Origin of the sequence: Streptomyces sp. NPDC101118, from assembly GCF_044759445.1 — a bacterium.
Taxonomy (GTDB): domain Bacteria; phylum Actinomycetota; class Actinomycetes; order Streptomycetales; family Streptomycetaceae; genus Streptomyces.
Genome location: NZ_JBIVZG010000021.1, coordinates 83,047 through 98,854, shown reverse-complemented (window position 1 = coordinate 98,854; position 15,808 = coordinate 83,047). Strand labels below are relative to the sequence as shown.

Annotated in this window: 13 protein-coding genes; 8 read left to right on the top strand and 5 right to left on the bottom strand. The window is 72.5% G+C overall.

The window, feature by feature from the left end; all coding sequences use genetic code 11:
- Window positions 1-31 precede the first annotated feature (31 nt).
- Window positions 32-4,171 carry a polymorphic toxin-type HINT domain-containing protein gene (locus ACIQUQ_RS28415; protein ID WP_403981357.1) on the top strand — a complete coding sequence of 1,380 codons (4,140 nt, stop codon included), beginning with the start codon at window positions 32-34 and terminating at the stop codon, window positions 4,169-4,171.
- Window positions 4,172-4,280: 109 nt separating this feature from the next.
- Window positions 4,281-5,033: a DUF6193 family natural product biosynthesis protein gene (locus tag ACIQUQ_RS28410; RefSeq protein ID WP_403981354.1), complete on the top strand. Its 753-nt coding sequence runs from the start codon at window positions 4,281-4,283 to the stop codon at window positions 5,031-5,033.
- Window positions 5,034-5,109: 76 nt separating this feature from the next.
- Here ACIQUQ_RS28410 and ACIQUQ_RS28405 read toward each other — a convergent pair whose 3' ends face one another.
- The 3 genes from ACIQUQ_RS28405 to ACIQUQ_RS28395 all read right to left on the bottom strand — a co-directional run bounded on the left by ACIQUQ_RS28405 (window position 5,110) and on the right by ACIQUQ_RS28395 (window position 8,896).
- On the bottom strand, window positions 5,110-5,703 hold the full coding sequence (locus ACIQUQ_RS28405) for a hypothetical protein (protein WP_403981351.1): 594 nt from the start codon (window positions 5,701-5,703) through the stop codon (window positions 5,110-5,112).
- A gap of 152 nt (window positions 5,704-5,855) precedes the next feature.
- A complete protein-coding gene (locus ACIQUQ_RS28400) occupies window positions 5,856-8,222 on the bottom strand; it encodes an FtsX-like permease family protein (RefSeq protein WP_403981348.1) in 2,367 nt (788 codons plus the stop codon).
- Entirely contained in the window at window positions 8,219-8,896 is a 678-nt protein-coding gene (locus ACIQUQ_RS28395; RefSeq protein ID WP_403981345.1) for an ABC transporter ATP-binding protein, read from the bottom strand. The genes ACIQUQ_RS28400 and ACIQUQ_RS28395 overlap by 4 nt, the downstream gene beginning before the upstream one ends.
- 212 nt (window positions 8,897-9,108) lie before the next feature.
- On the opposite strand from ACIQUQ_RS28395, the gene ACIQUQ_RS28390 reads away from it, so the two are divergent.
- Together ACIQUQ_RS28390 and ACIQUQ_RS28385 are read left to right on the top strand one after the other, a co-directional pair.
- Window positions 9,109-10,422, top strand: a complete 1,314-nt coding sequence (locus tag ACIQUQ_RS28390; protein WP_403981342.1) for a sensor histidine kinase — start codon at window positions 9,109-9,111, stop codon at window positions 10,420-10,422.
- Window positions 10,423-10,484: 62 nt separating this feature from the next.
- The gene (locus ACIQUQ_RS28385) at window positions 10,485-11,120 is read left to right on the top strand and encodes a response regulator (RefSeq protein WP_403981466.1); all 636 of its coding nucleotides are present in this window, start codon (window positions 10,485-10,487) and stop codon (window positions 11,118-11,120) included.
- Window positions 11,121-11,183: 63 nt separating this feature from the next.
- Here the strand turns inward: ACIQUQ_RS28385 and ACIQUQ_RS28380 are convergent, their stop codons facing one another.
- On the bottom strand, window positions 11,184-11,936 hold the full coding sequence (locus ACIQUQ_RS28380; protein ID WP_403981339.1) for a methyltransferase domain-containing protein: 753 nt from the start codon (window positions 11,934-11,936) through the stop codon (window positions 11,184-11,186).
- 591 nt (window positions 11,937-12,527) lie between these two features.
- On the opposite strand from ACIQUQ_RS28380, the gene ACIQUQ_RS28375 reads away from it, so the two are divergent.
- Complete coding sequence (locus tag ACIQUQ_RS28375) at window positions 12,528-12,860, top strand: GYD domain-containing protein (RefSeq protein WP_403981337.1); 333 nt, start codon at window positions 12,528-12,530, stop codon at window positions 12,858-12,860.
- Between the two features lie 218 nt (window positions 12,861-13,078).
- Here ACIQUQ_RS28375 and ACIQUQ_RS28370 read toward each other — a convergent pair whose 3' ends face one another.
- Window positions 13,079-13,738 (bottom strand): hypothetical protein, encoded by a 660-nt coding sequence (locus ACIQUQ_RS28370; RefSeq protein ID WP_403981334.1) that lies wholly within the window; start codon window positions 13,736-13,738, stop codon window positions 13,079-13,081.
- Between the two features lie 169 nt (window positions 13,739-13,907).
- Here ACIQUQ_RS28370 and ACIQUQ_RS28365 point away from each other — a divergent pair, with 169 nt between their 5' ends.
- From ACIQUQ_RS28365 to ACIQUQ_RS28355, 3 genes are all read left to right on the top strand, one after another.
- Window positions 13,908-14,336, top strand: a complete 429-nt coding sequence (locus ACIQUQ_RS28365; RefSeq protein WP_403981332.1) for an Hsp20/alpha crystallin family protein — start codon at window positions 13,908-13,910, stop codon at window positions 14,334-14,336.
- A 203-nt stretch (window positions 14,337-14,539) separates the two neighbouring features.
- Entirely contained in the window at window positions 14,540-14,935 is a 396-nt protein-coding gene (locus tag ACIQUQ_RS28360) for a DUF2267 domain-containing protein (RefSeq protein ID WP_403981330.1), read from the top strand.
- A 16-nt stretch (window positions 14,936-14,951) separates the two neighbouring features.
- Window positions 14,952-15,329 (top strand): STAS domain-containing protein, encoded by a 378-nt coding sequence (locus tag ACIQUQ_RS28355; protein WP_403981327.1) that lies wholly within the window; start codon window positions 14,952-14,954, stop codon window positions 15,327-15,329.
- Window positions 15,330-15,808 lie beyond the last annotated feature (479 nt).

Here is a 15,808-nt window from a genome sequence, read left to right as displayed (position 1 = left end):
AACCGCGGCAGCCCTCAGGGCTGCGCGTGGCATGCTCCCACTCGCCCTGGTCGCGGGCCTCGTGTCGGCCGCGCCGGCCGTCGCCGAGGATTCCGTTCCACAACTGACCGAACGCCAGCAGGCGTTGCAGTCGTGGAGAACGGGCGGTCCGGCCGTGAAGTCCGCCGCGGGAGCGGCACTGTCCGGTTCGGACGACCAGGTTCGTGCGTACCTGGAGGCGGGACAGAAGGTCGCCGGGGACCTCGACCTGCGTGAAGCGGCGCTGCAGCTCGTCACGGACGCGGGCCCGGGCCTGCGCGAGGCGGCGCAGGCCGCGCTGGCCGGGACGCCGGAGCAGCTGGCCGCGTTCATGAAGGACGGCTGGAAGGCGCCGCTGGCGCAGGACGAGCAGGTCGAGGCGGCCCGGATCACCGAGGGTGGTGGCGCGGGTCTGCGCGAAGCCGGTGACAAGGCGATGCGCGGGACGCCGGAGGACATCCGCACGTTCCTGAGCGAGGGCCAGTACCGCCGGCGTGACGACGACGCCCGCGTCCGCGTCGCCCAGCTCGAGGCCTCCGGCGGACCTGCGACCAAGCGTGCGGCCGCATCCGCGCTGAAGGGCTCGATCGAGGACGTCCGGGACTTCCTGACCTACGGCCAGCACATCGCCCGCGCCCAGGACCGGGAGCACGCCACCATCACCGATCTGGCCAAGCAGACGGCCGATGCGGGGGCGGCGGCGGACAAGGCGAAGAAGAGCGCGCAGGAGGAGGCCGAGAAGGCCAGGAACGCCGCTCGTCTGGCCAAGGAGGAGACCGAGAAGGCGGCCGCGGAGACGCAGGCCGCGCAGAACGACTCCGTCAAGGCCAAGGACGCCGCGCGCCGGGCGGCGGAGTCGGCGCGCCGCGCCGCTGCCGCGGCGCAGTCGGCCATCGCTTCGGCGCGGGCGGCGAACGCGGCCGCGCAGACCGCGGCGATCGCCGCCCACAACGCCTCCACCGCGGCCCTGTACGCCTCGGAGGCGGCCACCAAGGCGTGGCAGGCGGCCGCGTCGGGCAAGGTGAACGAAAAGGTGGCCGCGGACGCGACGGCGGCGGCGACCCAGGCGGAGAAGATCGCCGACTCCGCGCAGGCGATGCAGAAGACGCTCGCGGAGGCCATCACGGCCCTGCAGGCCTCCCTCGCCGCCGTGAACGACATGAACCTGGCCGCCGGCAGTGCGGTGGAGTCGGGCGAGTGGGCGCAGAAGTCGGGCCTGAGCGCCGAGGAGGCCGAGGCCGCCGCGGACTCGGCCCGGCGTCACGCGGCCGAGGCGAAGCGTGCCTCCACCGCCGCCCAGAGCCATGCCTCCGCTGCCGCCACACAGGCGGGCCAGGCGGCGGCCGCCGCCCGCTCGGCCGCCGCGCACGCCCGCAGGGCCGCCGAGGCCGCCCGCCACGCGGCCGACTACGCCAACGACGCCCAGAAGGCTGCCACCCAGGCCAAGGCCAACGCCGACGAGGCCCTCAAGGCCGCCGGCATGGCCGACGCCGCGGTCAAGGAAGCCCAGCAGGTCCAGGAAGCGGCCCGCGCCACCGAGGCCGAAGAGGTCGCCGCCCGCACCCGGACCCAGGTCAACCACGCCCGGGACGCGAAGGCGAAGTACGACGCCGGAAAGGCCGAGGCCGCCCGGATCCAGCAGGAGACGGTCGAGCTCGCCAGCCGCTTCAAGACCCTCGCCGCGCAGGCGGCCCAGCCCGGGGCGAGTGCGGAGCAGATCGCGGCCACGGGCCGCAAGATGGCCCTGACCGCTCTCGACATCCGCGGCCCCTGGGGCCGGTCCGCCGCGGAGGCCGCCCTCACGGGCGACGACGCGACGGTCGTCGAGTACGTCCGCAGCGGCTGGACGAAGGCCGACGAGCAGGACGACCGCGAGACGGCCTTCCAGCTTTCCCAGGCCTCTCCGCTCGAAGACGTCCGCACCGCCGCAAGCACCGCCCTCGCGGGTGACGCGGCAGCCATCCACGCGTTCGTGGTCACGGGCCAGTACCAGGCCGCGGCCGCGGACAACCGCATCGAGGTCGCCCGGATCGCCGAGGCCGGCGGCACGGGCGTCAAGGAGGCCGCCAAGGCCGCCCTGGACAGCGCCGACCCGAAGGCCCTGGCCGCGTTCCTGCTGTCCGGCCAGCACCAGGCCCGCATCGAGGACGACCGCGTCACCGCCGCCGCCCTTGCGGAAGGCGGCACCCCCGAGGTCAAGGCCGCGGCCGAGACCGCTCTGGCCAGCCCCGACACGGACCTGCGCGCGTTCATCGAATCGGGCCGGCACCGGGCGCAGCGACGCGACCAGCTGAATGCCGCCCACGTAGCCCAGATCCAGGGCATCATCGCCGAAGCCGGACAGATCGCGGCCAAGGCCAACCAGGACGCCTACGACGCGGCCAGGATCGCGGCCACCGCGCAGGGCTACGCCGACCAGGCCGCCGGCCACGCGCAGACGGCCGCCGACTACGCCGCCAAGGCGGAGGGCTTCGCCGAGTCGGCGAGGAAGTCCGCCGACAGCGCGGCCGCGTCCGCCTCGGCGGCGGCGGCCTCCGCCGCGAAGGCCCGCAGTGCCGAGGCCGACGCCGCGCGCAGTGCCCAGCGGGCCGGCAGCTCCGCCGCCTCCGCCCAGGGCAGCGCCCTCGCCGCGGCCGCCTACGCCGCCGGCGCCTACCAGGCCGCCGAAGAGGCCTACACCTCGGCCCGCAACGCCGGCATGAGCGCCGCCGAGGCGCGCGGCAAGTACGAGTCGACGGTCCAGCGCTTCATGCACGACCAGTACCTCAAGGCCGAGCAGGAGCGCCTGAAGGCCGAAGCCGCGAAGAAGAAGCGGACCTGGCAGCAGTGGCTCACCTACGGCACGGCTGCCGTGAGCTTCGTGGTCCAGGGCCCCCTGGGCCCGGTCATGATCCTCGCGCCGGAGTTCGGCGTCCACCCGATGGACGTCCTCCACGTCACGCTCGACGTGGTCGGCCTGTTCCCGGGCCTGGGTGAGCCGGCGGACCTGGCCAACTGCGGCCTCTACGCGCTCGAGGGAACCCTCGAGCACTTCGTGCCCACGGGCCGCGAGGGCATGTGGCTGGACGCGGGCCTTTCCTGCGCCTCCGCGATTCCGGTCTTCGGCTGGGGCGCAGCCCCGGTCAAGGCCGGCCGGTGGGCGGAGAAGTACGGCCCGAAGGCCAAGGAACTCTTCGACAAGCTCGCGGACCTGTGGAGGAGGGCGCCCGACTGCCCTCGCGCGAACAGCTTCCCCGCCGGCACGCCCGTACTGATGGGTGACGGCTCGACCAGGCCCATCGAGAAGATCGCGGCCGGAGACCTCGTCCGGGCCACCGATCCCGAGACCGGGACCACCGGGCCGCGCGTCGTCGAAGCCACCATCTACACGCCGGACGACCGCGAGTTCACGGACATCGAGCTGCAGGGCAACGTGTCGGCCGCCCCGCTGACCTCTACCGACCACCACCCGTACTGGGTGGAGAACCGCAAACGCTGGACCGACGCCGCCGACCTCCGCGTCGGCGACGCCCTCCGGACCCCCGTCGGCACCACCGTCCGGATCGGCAAGGTCAGCCACTGGAAGGGCCTCCAGCCCGCCTACAACCTCACCGTCGACGACCTCCACACGTACTACGTCCTGGCCGGCCCCACCCCGGTCCTCGTCCACAACACGAACCCCCTGGTGAACTGCGGTGACCAAGTGGTCCTGGGCGTGAACCGCGGCGAGGGCGGAGACGCCCTGCGCGACACGCTGAACGCCCGGGACGAGGGCGGGTCCTGGTACACCTTCAACGACCGCGAAGGCTGGGGAAGGCCCAGGGATCCGGACGATCGCACGAGCCGACCGCTGTGGATGGAGGCTGTCGAACAGGCAGCCGTCAATCCCTCCGTGAAGATCTCGTTCTCGCTGGACCACCTCCTCAATGACAAGCTGGAGGAGTTCGCGACCGCCGAGGACGCGTTCAGGTTCACCTGGGCTCGAGGGCGTGGGCTCGCCACGAAGACGTGGGAAGAGCAGGCGTCGAGCGGGAACCAGACGGCTTGGGAGCTGGGCGTCGTCATGAGGCAACTCACGCCGGGTTCGATATCCGACAGGAAGTGGAGCACGGTCCAGTTCTACTGGAAGGGGAAACGGGTGGAAATCCCGGACCCGTTCGAGGAATTCCGGTAGGAACGTGATCTGACGGGGTTGGGCTCTCGGGTGAATCCGGAGCCCAACCCCGCTTGCTTTGACCGAGTGTGTTGAGATCGAATTGTCTGCGGTGCATCGAGGAGACGTCATGAAGGATGCGGGGGAGGAGCCGGATCCCGGTCTGTACCCGGAGCTGGCGGCCGAGGACGGAAGTCTGGTGGCCGCACTTCGGGCGACGTGCCACCGGCTGGGCGTCGAACTGCCCGGTCTCGGCGAGACGTACCCGCCGGAAGGCCTGTCGTCGCACTTCGCTGCCGCCCTGAAGACGGAGTTCGGCGATGTCCGACTGGAACTGCGCCCCGAACACCGCGAGGTGGCCGTCACGATCAGCATGCCCCTGGTGGGTGTCGCAGGCTCCGGTGCCACGGCATCCCTCGAATCCGCAGTCCGGATCGCCGAGGCCTGGAGGGCCGGAATTCCGCTCGCCGACATGACCGCGCAATGGGGTTTCCTCACGGTGTCCCCCGAGGCGTTGGCGCACGATCAGGGGAAAGCGGTGGAATACGAGTGGGCGAGGGTCCGGGCACTGTCACCCGGCCTGATCGACCTGGATCTGGTGGAGGCGGCGTACGCGACGCCGGAGCTGCGGGCGTTGTTCCCCATGGTCGCCCATGGCTCCCTGCAGTTCCGGCGGCGCACCATCGCGGCACCCGGAAGCGACATCCCCAGCCTCTTCCCGGCGTGGGGTGGCGGCTGGCTGGTCACCGGCCTGCCCGGCCCGGGGCCTGCCCGGCGCACCGCCGATACGGCCGGAGAAGCAGTCGGCATCGTGGTGGCAGGACTGCCGGAGGGCTGCGGCCCGGCCGTCGAGGTGATCCACGCCGCCCGACACGGAGCGTGAACAGACGGGACCCTCAGGGCGCGTGACGGGGCCAGCACCGTGGACGAGCCGGCCCTGCACGGGTCTTGGTGCCGGATTACTTGATGCCGAACGAGACGGCTTCGAGGTTGAGGGCCCGGCCCTCGGTGCCGAGTATGAGGTCTTCGCCGGGCTTTCCGGGGTTGTACTGCCAGCCGATGTTCTGCACGTGCGCCCATCCGTGCAGCACGTCGCCCGCGAAATTGATGGCGACGGCTTCCAGGGGAAGTGCCAGCCCGGTCGTGCCGACGGTGATTATCTGGCGGTTCTGCGGTGTCGCGCACTGCTGCGGGGTGGCGTACCAGCCGATGTTCCTGACGTGGCCCACGGCACAGTAGTCGCCCCATTCGCCGACCTCGGAGACGTAGATCTGCAGGGCTTCGATGGCCTTGTTCTGCCCGACGGTGCCGACGTAGGTGCCGATGCCGTTGCAGGACCACTCGCGCCAGCCGAGGTCGGCGACATGGGCACGAACGCAGACGGTCTTGCCACCGGAGGCTTGGACCGCGCCGGGAGAGGGGAGGTCTCCGGACCCGGCCGAGACCGTGCCGACGGGGCTCGGGGGGACTTCTGCCCGGGCGGTGCCGGCAGCGGTCAAGAGCGATGCGGTCACGGTGCAGAACACGAGCAGGGAACGGGGGCCGCGTTTCACAATTCTCTCCCTGGAGAGCAGATCTGATGGAACGTCGAAGACTACAGGGACATGATCATTTGCGCGTCGGCCCCCCGAGGGGACGCAGGCTGAGCAGACAGGACCCAGCTCCGCCCGGGAGCCGGAACGGCGCGGAACGTCCGCACGACCCGCTACTCGGTGCGCAGCGCCGTGGCGGTTCGGGCTCCGGCGGCCCAGCCTGCGGGCAGGAGCGCGCCCAGGGTGGCGATGAGTGCGCCGCCGAGTGCGAGCAGGAGCAGTTCTGGCCAGTCGTAGACCGCGATGACGGAATCCGGGAGTCGGAGCCCCACGCTGTCGGCCATGGCGGGGATGACCCAGCCGTGCAGCGTCACCCCCAGAGGTACGCCCAGAGCGCCCGCGACCAGCCCGGTCACGACGACGGAGGCGGTGACCATGGCGATGGTCTGCCGCGGGGTCATGCCGAGCGCCTTGTGGACCCCGAGTTCGCGGACGCGCTCGCGGGTGTCGAGCAGTACGCCGTTGAGCACGCCGAGCGCGGAGACGGCGACGAGCACCAGCGTGAGGATCAGGGACAGTGCGTTGAGCGTGACGGCCATCTCGCTGCCGGCGTCCGGCCCGCCGGCCCGCGCGGTGAGCCCCAGCGGAGCGAGGTCCTCGTTCAGCTCGTCGACGTAGCCGGTGACGTCGGCGCCCGAGGCGACCGCGATGTGATGGCTCGTCCCTGTCAGGCCGCGGGTCGTGGCGGGGGCGGTGCCGGTGCCGACGAGGGACGAGGCGTCGGTGAAGACCTGCATGCCGTCCTTGCGGGGGTCGAGGACCTCCCCGACGATCCGGAGCGTGACCGGCTCGGCCAGGCCGTTCAGCGTGATGGTGTCGCCGAGGCGGGTACCGGTGGCGGCCAGGAACGGGGTGGGGACCGCCGCCTCGCCGCGCTGGGCGATCCAGCGGCCCGAGACCATCGTGTAGCCGCCCCACGAGGCGTCGCCGGTGAAGGCGACCACGTCGACGGTACGGGTCAGGCCGCCCACGCCCGCCCGTACCGTCGAGGCGCTGTAGTGCTTCCCGGTTCCGGCGGCGTCCTCGATGACCGCGGCCACCGCCGTGGGGTCGGGCCCGCCCTGCTTCCCCCGGCCGGGACCCGCAGGTCCGGAGTCCGCCGACGGCGCGGGCACGGTGACGTCGGCGCCGTCGTGGGCCCGGGCCCGCACCACCTCGCCGAGCGAGGCGCCCATCCCCACGGTGAACGTGACGGCGACCGTACCGAACACGACCGCGGTGCCCATCGCCAGCGTGCGTGCGGGCCTCGCGAACGGCCGGGCCAGTCCGAGGGCGACCGGCCGAGGCAGCGGCAGCCGGCCGGCCAGACGGGCCGCCCGCCGGCCGCGGCCCACCACCGCCGTACGCCCGACGGCGAGCACGTCGACCGTACGCAGCCGGCCGGCCCGCCACGCACTCGCCCACGCGGCCACCGCCACCAGGCCCAGCACGCCGCCGGTCACTGCGAGGTCGACCCAGGGGACGACGGCCAGGGACGAGGTGCCGTAGACCTCCTCCGCCTCGGCGAGCACGGGCACCGCCAGCAGGTGACCGGCAAGGACGCCGAACGCCGTGCCGACAGCGGCCGGGACCAAGGCCTGGCCCGTGTGGGCCCGTACGACCTGGGCCGGGGTGAAGCCGAGGGCCTTGAGGATGCCGATGCGGCGCGTTCCCGAACCCACGGCCGAGGCAACGACGTTACCGACGACGAGCACGGACATCACCAAGCCCAGCGCCCCGAACGCGACGAGGAACGGTACGTACAGGGCGGTGTCGCGCTCCGCGGACTTCTTGACGGTGAGCCAGGACTGGTCCCCGACGGCCGCTCCCCGCGGCAGGGACCCCGTCACCGCCGTTCGGCCCGCCGCGACCTGCCCGTCGGTTGCCGCGGCGGTGAAGCGGTAGAGCATCTGGTAACCGCCGCTGCCCGGCATGACGAGCGCCGGCATCTGGGACGGAACCACCCAGGCATCGGCGGTCTGCGTGACCGAGCGGGCCACACCCACCACCGTCAGGACCGGCCCGGCGGGAGGACGAGCGAAGGTGAGCCGCTTGCCCAGGGCCGGGACGAGCGGGGAGTCGGCGGACAGCACGATCTCGCCCGGGCGCGTGGGCCACCGCCCCTCGAGCACCGTCACCTCGTCCACGCCCCGGCCGGGATCGCCCCTGCCGACCACGGTCACCGGCCACCCGGGGCTCGCCCCCTCTGCCCGCGGGGTGACCGTCGCCGTACGGAACGGCCCGGCCGCACCGCTCACCCCTTCGGCATCCCTGGACTCGGACAGCTGCCCGGGCCCCACCTTGCCCGCGTCGAACCGGACGGACAGATGCGCGCCGTGCTGCCTGGCGAACGCCTCCTCGAAAGGCGCTCCGGAAACCACCAGCAGCGATCCGCCGAGCACGGAAGCGGCCACCGCCGCCATCGCGGCGAGCCCGATCACCAGCGTCTGCACCCTGCGCCGTCCCACCCCCGAGCGCACGATGCTGCCGAGCGCGCTCATCCGATGGCCTCCGTGATCCGTCCGTCGGCGATCCGGACCGCACGGTGCGTGCAGGACCGGGCCAGAGCCAGGTCATGGGTGACCAGGACGACGGTCTGGCCCCCGGCGTTGAGGTCGGTGAGCAGCCTGCTGACGTCCTGTCCGGCGACCGAGTCGAGGGCTCCGGTCGGCTCGTCGGCCAGGAGCAGCGGCGGCCGGTTCATCAGGGCCCGGGCCACCGCGACGCGCTGGCGCTCGCCGCCGGACAGCCGGCCCGGGTAGGCGCGGGCGTGCCGGTCGATGCCGAGGGCCTGCAGGAGTTCCGCGGCCCGGCGCTCCGCCCCGGCACGAGCGGTGCCCGCGAGCCGCGCGGGCAGGAGGACGTTGTCGGTGACGGTCAGATCGTCGAGCAGGTTGAAGAACTGGAAGACCATGCCGACCTTCGACCGCCGGTAGCGGGCCGCCCCGGCCTCGCCCAGGCGGTCCACGCGCACCCCGTCCACGGTCACGGTCCCCGTATCCGGCCGGTCGAGGCCCGCGATCAGGTTGAGCAGCGTGGACTTGCCGCTGCCCGAAGGTCCGAGGATCGCGACGGCCTCGCCGGGCCGCACGGTCAGCGACACGTCGTGCAGTGCGGGCGGGCCGTCGCCGTACCTGCGGCTCACCTCGCGCAGTTCGATCACGGGCATGGTCATGAAAGGGCTCCTCGGTCTCGGACACCGGACCCGTCGGACGCTAGGAGCGGGTCCGGCCCCCGCGCGTCCCCCGCCCGAACCCCGTGCCGTACCGCACCGGGACGACCTGCCGGAGCGTCATCCTTACGATGTAGGCGCCCGATGCAGACGAAGCGCCGGGAACAGCCGCCGAGGAGGACCCCGGGCAACCGGACGGCGGCGACAATGAACCGGTGACGAACGCACGCACGATCCTGGACCGGTTGCGGGCCCTGGCCCGCGACGTGGCCCGCGACGTCAGGCTCCCGACCGGTCCGCCGCTGCGGCCCAGCCGTCGCGCCTGGCGGTTCGACGTGCTGCTGGCGCTGGCCCTCGGCATCACCACCGTCTATTACGGCATCGACAACGTGGGCAACGTCGTGGTCCGTGAGGTCGCACCCGGCGTGGAGTACGCCGTCCCGCGCCCGTCGGGCCCCGGCGGCATGGCCCTCATGGTGACCCTGGCGGTCACCGCCTCGGCCGCCCTCGCACTGCGGCGCCGCTTCCCGCTCGCCGTGCTGTGCCTCGTGACGGTCGCGGTACTGGCGACACCGCAGAGCGTCCTGCGGCTGACGTTCTACGCGTTCGTGATCGCCGTCTACGGCGCCGCCGTGTACAGCCCGTACCGACTGGCGACCCTGGGGGCGCTCCCGGTGGCGGTCGTCCTGGTCGGTACCTCGGGGAACGCGGTGACGCCGGTCATCCCCAACGAATACGTCGTCCTGCTGACCCTGGTCCCGATGGCAGTGGCCGCCCTCGGGCTGCGCACCTGGAAGCTCCGGACCGCCGAAGGCCGCACCCGGCTCTCCGCCCTGGAACGCGAACAGGCCGAGACCCTGCGCCGGGCCGTCGAGCACGAGCGCGCGCGGATCGCCCGCGAACTGCACGACGTCGTCACGCACAACGTCAGTGTGATGGTCATTCAGGCCGGAGCGGCCCGCAAGATCATGAACACCGCTCCCGAACAGGCCGAAGAGGCACTGCTCGCCGTCGAGGCCGGCGGCCGGGCGGCCATGACCGAACTCCGGCACGTCATGGGCCTGCTCACCATGGCCGACGAGCGCGAGGCGACCGGCCCGGCCCAGGACTTGGGGGACCCGGGCGCGGAGCTGGCCCCGCAGCCCGGCCTGGACCGGCTGGACACGCTCGTCGGGCGGGTACGGGACGCAGGCCTGCCGGTCGCCCTGGCCGTGACCGGCGTACCCCGCGCAGTCCCGCCCGGCACGGAGCTCGCCGTCTACCGCGTGGTCCAGGAAGCCCTGACCAACACGATGAAGCACGCGTCCGGGGCCACCGCCTCCGTGACCGTCGCGTACGCACCGGACGTGCTTCGGGTGGAAGTCACCGACACCGGGGGACGGCCTGGCGCGGGCTCCACCACCGGGGACGGCCGGGGCCTGATGGGCCTGCGCGAGCGACTCGCCGTCCACGACGGAACCCTGACCGCCGGCCGGCGTCCGGCCGGCGGCTACCGGGTGGAAGCGCTGATCCCCCTGGAGGCACCGTGACCGAGCAGCCGCCGCGGGTGCTCCTGGCCGACGACCAGACCCTGGTGCGCACCGGGTTCCGGATGATCCTCGGTGCCGACGGCATCGACGTCGTCGGTGAGGCGACCAACGGGACCGAGGCGATCGAAGCGGTCCGCCGTACACGTCCGGACGTGGTCCTGATGGACATCCGCATGCCCGAAACGGACGGTCTGGAAGCCACCCGCCGCATCCTCACCGGAGCCCCCGGCGAACCCCGCGTCATCATGCTGACCACCTTCGACCTCGACCGCTACGTCTACGCGGCCCTGTCCGCCGGCGCCAGCGGCTTCCTCCTCAAGGACGTCACCCCGGAGTACCTGGCCGCAGCCGTCCGCACCGTCCGCACCGGGGACGCCCTCCTCGCGCCCGCCATCACCCGCCGGCTCGTGCAGCGGTTCGCCCGGCACGGCAGTGACACCGCCGCCCTCCACCGCGACCTCGCCTCGCTCACCCCGCGCGAACTGGAGGTCCTCGGCCTGCTGGCCCGGGGGCTGAGCAACGCCGAACTCGCGGCCCGCCTCCACCTGGCCGAGGCGACCGTCAAGACCCACGTCGCCCGCATCCTCGCCAAACTCGGTCTCCGCGACCGCGTCCAGGCCGTCATCGTCGCCTACGAAACCGGGCTGGTCGGCGTCGGCGCACGCGGGGCCGCGCAGGCCGCGGACGAGCAGGCGTGAGACCGACCCGACGCATGCCCCCGCGCCACTGCCCGACGCCCACTGCCCGTGCGGTCCGGGGACTCATGCCCCCTTGCGGAAGACGAGGACCTCGGTGGAGGCGAACCCCAGCGGGGCCGGAAAGCCGGCCTCCAGGGCACAGCCGAGGGTCGCGAAGAGGTCCACGCACACCTGACGCGGCATGGCCGCCGGGTACGAGTCGTGCCCCGCGCCGCCCTTCGTCGCCCAGGCACGCATCGTCGCCGGGTCCAGGCAGGTCTCCGTCATGACGTCGAAGACGATCCGGCCGCCGGGGCGGACGACGCGTGCCATTTCGAGGAAGTAGCGCGAGGCGCTGAGGAAGGTCACGGTGTTGAAGACCTTGTGGGCCTGGACGAGGTCGACGCTCCCGCTGGGTGTGGGGGAGAGGCTGCTGCCGGAGGTCGGCTGGACGATGACCCTGAACGTGTCCGCGAGGTAGCCGGCCCAGGGCGCCGCCGTCTCGTAGATCTCGTAGCGGCCCGGCGAGCACTCCTTGAGCGTCTTCTCCAGGTACCGGCCCGATCCCGGACCGATCTCCAGCACCGTCTCCGGGGCGGCGGCGAAGACACCGAGCGCGCGCAGTTCGTCGATGGTGGACTGGGTGGCGCCGGGCGTCCCGTTCATGACCTCGTCGATGTAGTCACCGACCGACAGGCCGGCCGACTTCGCGGCCCGCATGGTGGCCTCGAACGGGAGGAAGTCGTCCACTCCGCCACGGTTGTTGGTGCTGCGCACGATGTCGAAACCGGTACGCCCCAGGAGTCGCTTGAGACCGGACTTCACTGCTGCCCTCATTCGGCATGACCTCCGAGGTCGTTTCCCGCGGGGAGCGCTGTCCGACGGTGACCGGGCGCAGGGCTCATGCGCCCGCCGGGCAGGGGGCTTGCACGGCCACCGCCTGCGGAGGTCGGCACAACTCGACCATCATGACCGAAACCGCCACGCCGTGTTGGGGAATGCGGCATTCCGAGGCCGATGGCCCCCGTGCGAGGTTGCAGGCCTGCGCGGGCGGGCCGACGCGACGCACGCGCCCCGGCGGGGACGGCGTTGCGGTCCGTTCATTGTTGAGGTCGGCCTCCAGGGATGCCTGCCTGAGCGGCTCAACCGCTGCCGCCGGGACCGCCGCCCCCGCGGCACCGCCAGTCCCTCGCCTGAAGGGCTGCGCCCGCCGCGGTGGGGGCGCCGGAGATGTCGAGGACGCGCGGCAGCCGCTGCGGTCTCCCGAGCAGTCCGATACGGCTCTGCGGACAGGGGGAGTCGCATTCAGGGCCGCTGGCCTTGGGCCGTGCCGGTCGTGTGCCCGGCTGATCGGGGGACCTGCACGCCGCGCGGAGCGCTTCTCCCACCCGGCACGGGCATGGGTGGGGGAAACGAAGGAGACACCTCATGCCGCTCTATCTATCGAGGTTCAGCTACACGCCGCAGACCTGGGCGAGGCTGATGGGGCACCCCGAGGACCGTGCAGCAGCCGCGCGGTCGTACATCGAGTCCGTCGGCGGGAAGCTCCACGGCTTCTGGTACGCCTTCGGCACGCACGACGGCTACAACCTCTGGGAGGCACCGGACAACGTATCCATGGCCTCGGTGGCCCTGGCGATCAGCGGGGGCGGCGCGCTCAGCTCCTTCGAGACGACCGTTCTCCTGACCGTCGATGAAACCCTGGACGCCCTCGCCAGAGCCGAGCAAGTCCGGTACCGAGCTCCAGGGGCCGAACGGTGACCAGCACCTGCCGGGGTACCTGACCTGGTTCGACCCCTGCGCCCTTTCCGCCGCGCCCGCGCGGAAGGCGGGCGGGCCGTGCGCGAGGGGGGATGACGCGCACGGCCCGTCCGGGGGAGTCGCTCACACCCCAGCCGTGAGCGCTTCTGTCCCGGACCGGCGGCCTCAAACAGGGGAGCCGGCCAGGCGCGGGGACTGGTCTCTGGGCGCGCCGGCGGTCAGCGGGTGCGGCGTTGTTCGTTGCTGTCGGTGCGGAGCCGGTCGGTTTGGCGGATGAGGGTGTCGATGCGGTCGGCGAGGCCGCGGTGGTGGGGGCGCAGGTGGGGCGCTGCCTCTGCCAGTGGGCCGAGCAGGGTGGCGGGGTCGGATCCGCCCAGGGCGCGGCGTACCCGCTCGACGGAAACGTGCCCGGGGGCGTCGAGGCCGGTGACGGCGGTGACCTGTCCGGCGAGTTGGCGCAGGTCGGCGGCGTGGTCGCGGGCCCAGGCGTTGACGGTGCGCTGGGCGGCGCGGCGGTCGCGGGTGGCCTGGACCCGTTCCTCGCCGGTGGCGCCCTCGGCGCCCGGGCGCAGCCGCAGGTAGCGGCGTTCGGCGGCCTGGCGGCTGGCCACGCCGAGGGGGCCCGCGAGGTCGGCCCAGCTGGCGCCGGCGGCCCGGGCCGTCTCGATCAGGCCCGACTCCCAGCCGGCGAGCTGTTCACGTACCTCTCGTAGCAGCATCAGCGCGGCCAGGGCCTGGCGCGGTTCGGCGGTCGTGGTGCCGGCCGCGTCGTGGGCGTCGCGCAGTTCCCGTTCCACAGCGGCCAGCGCGGTGGCTGCCGCGAAGAACGAAGCCGGTGAGCCGACGGGTGGACCGGCAGGTGATGAAGCACGGGTCATGGAACCTCCACAAGGTCGGCAGCGGGGCATCGGCGGGCACGGCACATCCGCGTTCCCGGGCTCGTCATCCATTGGATGCCAGACTGGATTGTCATCGTTTCGATGACATGCTAGAACAGAAGAGCCTGAAGCGCACTGGCACCCATTGCAGACACATCAGGAGGTTTCCATGCTGATGCGCACCGATCCCTTCCGTGAGCTCGACCGGCTCACCCAGCAGCTCATGGGCCCGGGCACGTGGTCGAAGCCGTCCGCGATGCCGATGGACGCATTCCGCGACGGGGACGTGTACGTCATCGCCTTCGACGTGCCCGGCGTCGCGAAGGACGCGATCGACATCGACGTCGAGCGCAACATGCTCACCGTCAAGGCCGAACGCCGGCCCACGGCGAGGTCGGAGCAGGCCCAGATGGAGCTCTCGGAGCGTCCGCTGGGCGTCTTCTCGCGGCAGGTCATGCTCGCCGACACCCTCGACACCGAGCGCATCGACGCCGAGTACGACGCCGGCGTGCTGACCCTGCGGATCCCGATCGCCGAACGCGCCAAGCCGCGCAAGATCGCCATCGGCGACGGCAGCCGCAAGCAGCTCAACGCCTGACCCCGCTGCCCGCGCGCCGTTCCGCGCCGCAGCCGCACCGCCGGGCTTCCTGGTCGGCGGTGCCACCCGGCGGAGGACGGGAGTACCCCCTCCCCCCGCTCCCGTCCTCCACCACCGCCGTCCCTCGCCCCCGCCCCCTGCGCCCCGCAGCGCGCGGGGCACGGGGCACGGGGCGCAAGAGCACGCCGGAGGAGGAACCAGCGATGACCCTGCGATGGGACGCCTTCATCCGCAGCGTTCAAGAACGCGGCGAGTACCCCTCCCAGCAGGAAGCCGACCGCGCCGCGCGCGTCGTCCTCGCCCTGCTCGGTGCCCACCTCGTCGGCGAGGACCGCGCCCAGGTCGCGGCCCGCCTGCCCGAGACGTACGCCCTGATCCTGCTCAACCCGCTCCAGGCCGCCGAACCCCTGGACGCGCAGCGGTTCGTACGGGCGACCGCCGCCTGGATCGACGGCGCGACCGAACGCACCGCCGCCTGGGACGTCAGCGCCGTCCTCAGCGTCGTCGCAGACGCCGTCGACGAAGACCTCCTGAACCGCGTCCTGCTCCAGCTCCCTCCCGGCTACGACCTCCTCTTCGGCCATCCCCAGACCACCTGACCCACGGGACAGCACAATGGATCACGGCGTGGACGCCGGCGGCCCGACCGGGGACGACGGCCTGAGCAGTGAGCCCATCGAGGTGGCGGCCCTCGACGGCACGATCGTCATCCGCCTGCACGGTGAGATGGACATCGCCCGCTCCGAAACCTTCCGACTCACCCTCCGCCGGGCCCTCACCGCCGGAACGACATCCCGGCACGTGGTGGTCGACCTTCAGCACCTGACGTTCTGCGACTCCGCAGGCCTGCATGCCCTCCTCGACGCCCGCACGCAAGCAAACCGCCTCGGGCACGAGCTCTACCTCGCCGCGCCCCGGGAGCAGCTCGTGCGGCTGCTGGAGCTCACCGGGACGCTGCCGCTGTTCGCGGTCAGGCCCGCGCCACCGTTCTGACCCCGGAGCAGGTCCGGCGAACGGGCTCCACCGGGGGCGGTGACCGGCTGACAGGCCCGCGCCGCCTCAGGTGTTGGCGGCGCCATAGTGCAGGACGTCGCCTTGCGGAAGCAGGTCCCATCGCCTCCGCGGATCGCCACACAACCGCAGACGACCGGTTGGCCCGTCGGCAGGCGGACCTGACCGTGGAGATGCCCGAACTCGGTCAGTGACCCGACTGTGCACGGCACGGGATCCTGCTCCTCGGGTTCACGGTCGCTCTGGCCGAAGCACCCGTGAACGTCCGCGGCGGACCAGACAGCACTCAGGACGGCTTGAATCCGGGCATCGTCACTCGACCCGACCTCTATGGCCAGCTCGTAGTAGCCGCCGGACCGGCTGGACTGGTCCCGGAAGGCGGATGGACTCGTCATGGCGTGATCATGTGGCACGGCCGTCCCCCAATGCCACCCGCGTTCCGGCGCGCGCCCGGACCACTT

What these genes read in the sequence shown, in the direction of transcription:
- ACIQUQ_RS28375 (WP_403981337.1), top strand. Translation starts at nt 12,528, where the DNA reads ATGCCGCTCTATCTATCGAGGTTCAGCTACACGCCGCAGACCTGGGCG.
- ACIQUQ_RS28360 (WP_403981330.1), top strand. Translation starts at nt 14,540, where the DNA reads ATGACCCTGCGATGGGACGCCTTCATCCGCAGCGTTCAAGAACGCGGC.
- ACIQUQ_RS28355 (WP_403981327.1), top strand. Translation starts at nt 14,952, where the DNA reads ATGGATCACGGCGTGGACGCCGGCGGCCCGACCGGGGACGACGGCCTG.
- ACIQUQ_RS28400 (WP_403981348.1), bottom strand. Translation starts at nt 8,222, where the DNA reads ATGAGCGCGCTCGGCAGCATCGTGCGCTCGGGGGTGGGACGGCGCAGG.
- ACIQUQ_RS28365 (WP_403981332.1), top strand. Translation starts at nt 13,908, where the DNA reads ATGCTGATGCGCACCGATCCCTTCCGTGAGCTCGACCGGCTCACCCAG.
- ACIQUQ_RS28410 (WP_403981354.1), top strand. Translation starts at nt 4,281, where the DNA reads ATGAAGGATGCGGGGGAGGAGCCGGATCCCGGTCTGTACCCGGAGCTG.
- ACIQUQ_RS28370 (WP_403981334.1), bottom strand. Translation starts at nt 13,738, where the DNA reads ATGACCCGTGCTTCATCACCTGCCGGTCCACCCGTCGGCTCACCGGCT.
- ACIQUQ_RS28395 (WP_403981345.1), bottom strand. Translation starts at nt 8,896, where the DNA reads ATGACCATGCCCGTGATCGAACTGCGCGAGGTGAGCCGCAGGTACGGC.
- ACIQUQ_RS28415 (WP_403981357.1), top strand. Translation starts at nt 32, where the DNA reads ATGCTCCCACTCGCCCTGGTCGCGGGCCTCGTGTCGGCCGCGCCGGCC.
- ACIQUQ_RS28380 (WP_403981339.1), bottom strand. Translation starts at nt 11,936, where the DNA reads ATGAGGGCAGCAGTGAAGTCCGGTCTCAAGCGACTCCTGGGGCGTACC.
- ACIQUQ_RS28385 (WP_403981466.1), top strand. Translation starts at nt 10,485, where the DNA reads ATGATCCTCGGTGCCGACGGCATCGACGTCGTCGGTGAGGCGACCAAC.